General features: G+C 57.1%; 3 protein-coding genes. 1 reads left to right on the top strand and 2 read right to left on the bottom strand.

The window, feature by feature from the left end; translation table 11 throughout:
• The coding region (locus tag ACOVRA_RS07510; RefSeq protein WP_421719746.1) for an HAD-IA family hydrolase at positions 1 to 591 on the top strand (591 nt) is incomplete at its 5' end.
• On the opposite strand, the gene ACOVRA_RS07505 is transcribed toward ACOVRA_RS07510, so the two are convergent.
• Together ACOVRA_RS07505 and ACOVRA_RS07500 are read right to left on the bottom strand one after the other, a co-directional pair.
• Entirely contained in the window at positions 588 to 1,529 is a 942-nt protein-coding gene (locus tag ACOVRA_RS07505) for a radical SAM protein (protein ID WP_421719745.1), read from the bottom strand. The genes ACOVRA_RS07510 and ACOVRA_RS07505 overlap by 4 nt on opposite strands.
• An 81-nt stretch (positions 1,530 to 1,610) precedes the next feature.
• On the bottom strand, positions 1,611 to 1,745 hold a 135-nt coding region (locus ACOVRA_RS07500), incomplete at its 5' end, for a hypothetical protein (RefSeq protein ID WP_421719747.1).

Raw genomic sequence — 1,745 nt, 5'->3', positions numbered from 1 at the left:
TTTGAAGCCTTCGCCCGCTATGAGCGGCAACACGGTCTGCCGGAGAATTTCATTCGCCAGGTCAATAGCGTGAACCCAGATACCAATGCTTGGGCTTTGTTTGAACGGGCCGAGATTGATGCCGCAAATTTTGACGCCTTATTCACGGCCGAAAGTACGGCCCTAGGTCATAAAGTGGCTGGACGAGATGTCCTGGCCTTGCTGGCTGGCGACTTGAGGCCCGGCGCAATCGCGGCGCTCAAATCGTTGAAGGGCACCTATCGCTTGGGCTGCATCACCAACAACGTGCCCGTAGGCCATGGTGCCGGTATGGCTGGAACGAAGGAAAAGGCCCAAGCCGTGGGTGAAGTCATGGCCGTCTTCGACCATGTGATTGAAAGCTCGAAGATCGGGATCCGCAAGCCTGATCCCCGCATCTATCAAATGATGTGTGAGACACTCGGCGTGGACCCGGCAGCGTGCATTTATCTCGACGATTTGGGCATCAATCTAAAGCCTGCCAAGGCCATGGGGATGCGGACCATTAAGGTGACCTCCGAAGCCCAATTGCTGGAAGAACTTGGCGGTCTATTAGGTCGGACTTGGAATTAGGCCGAACACGAACCACCGCCCAGCACGCAGAATTTGGCGCAATGGGGATGGTTCAAACGGACCGATCCAAGGCTTCCTGCCAAGGTCTCACCCATTTCAAACTCCGGCTCGTAAGGCAGTAAGGTACAGGGCAAAACGACGGGCGCCACAGCACCTTTGCGTTTGACGATCATGCGAGAACTCGCGCACATCAGGCCCTTCGGATCTACCCCCAAAATCCCCCAACAGGCCGGGGTGATTTCTGGTACATCGACGCGCGCATCCATTTCCGGGAAGAGCACCAGCGAGAGGGGCTGTTCAACGTCAATCGGCCAATTGCGCGCTGCGACAAGTGCGCGAAAGCCTGCCTGACTTGCCTCTTGGCTTTCGCCCCATAAGGTTCGCCCGGCAATGGCGAGCTTCGCCCCTTGGGCCGCCAGCCAATCAAGGCCCACACAGGTCTCTTCAAATCCCCCCTCGCCGCGTTCTTGGTCATGGAAGCTGGCGCTCCAATGATCGAGGCTGACGCGGAAAGTCAGTTGGTCGCCAAAGCGGGTGATCAGGCCTTGGACGCCTTCTTGCACGCGCGGGCGCATCATGGGTCGCATGGCATTGGTCAAAAGCAGAACCGGATGCCCGCGCTCCAAAGCAAGGGTCAGGATTTCAATGATATCGGGGTTGAGGAAAGGCTCGCCGCCCGTAAAGCCAATCTCGACGGCCCCTGGTTGGACCACTGCCAACTCGTCCAGAAACGGCGTTACATCTTGTGGGGTCAGATAGACCAAGCGGTCATTGGTGGGGGAGCTTTCAATATAGCAATTCACGCAGGTGATATTGCACAGCGTCCCGGTATTGAACCACAGCGTTTGAAAGCCTTCAAAGGCCACAAAGGCCCGCTCCTCCCCCTTGGCCGTGCGCAAGGGGTCTTGGAATTTTAGTGGGGATAGCGTGGCTTGCATGAATACATCCGTCGGGCTCGACCAGTTTCAACCTATGACATAGGTCGGAACAATCAAGCTATCCCCTGTCGAAGATCAGTCTCAGCGGCGCGCTTTCACGGGGACAGCCAAGGCCCCCGGACGTCGGGGATCCGCGGCACCAAGAAAGAGCCCATTCTCAATCATGATGGACTGCGCACTGCCCATGGTCTCGTCTGAGGTCACTTTATGGCCCAT

The organism is Aquidulcibacter sp., assembly GCF_049239865.1.
In the GTDB taxonomy this organism is placed as follows: Bacteria; Pseudomonadota; Alphaproteobacteria; order Caulobacterales; family Aquidulcibacteraceae; genus Aquidulcibacter.
Note: the sequence above shows the minus strand (reverse complement) of the source record. Positions and strands in the feature narration are given on the sequence as shown.

What these genes read in the sequence shown, in the direction of transcription:
- ACOVRA_RS07505 (WP_421719745.1), bottom strand. Translation starts at nt 1,529, where the DNA reads ATGCAAGCCACGCTATCCCCACTAAAATTCCAAGACCCCTTGCGCACG.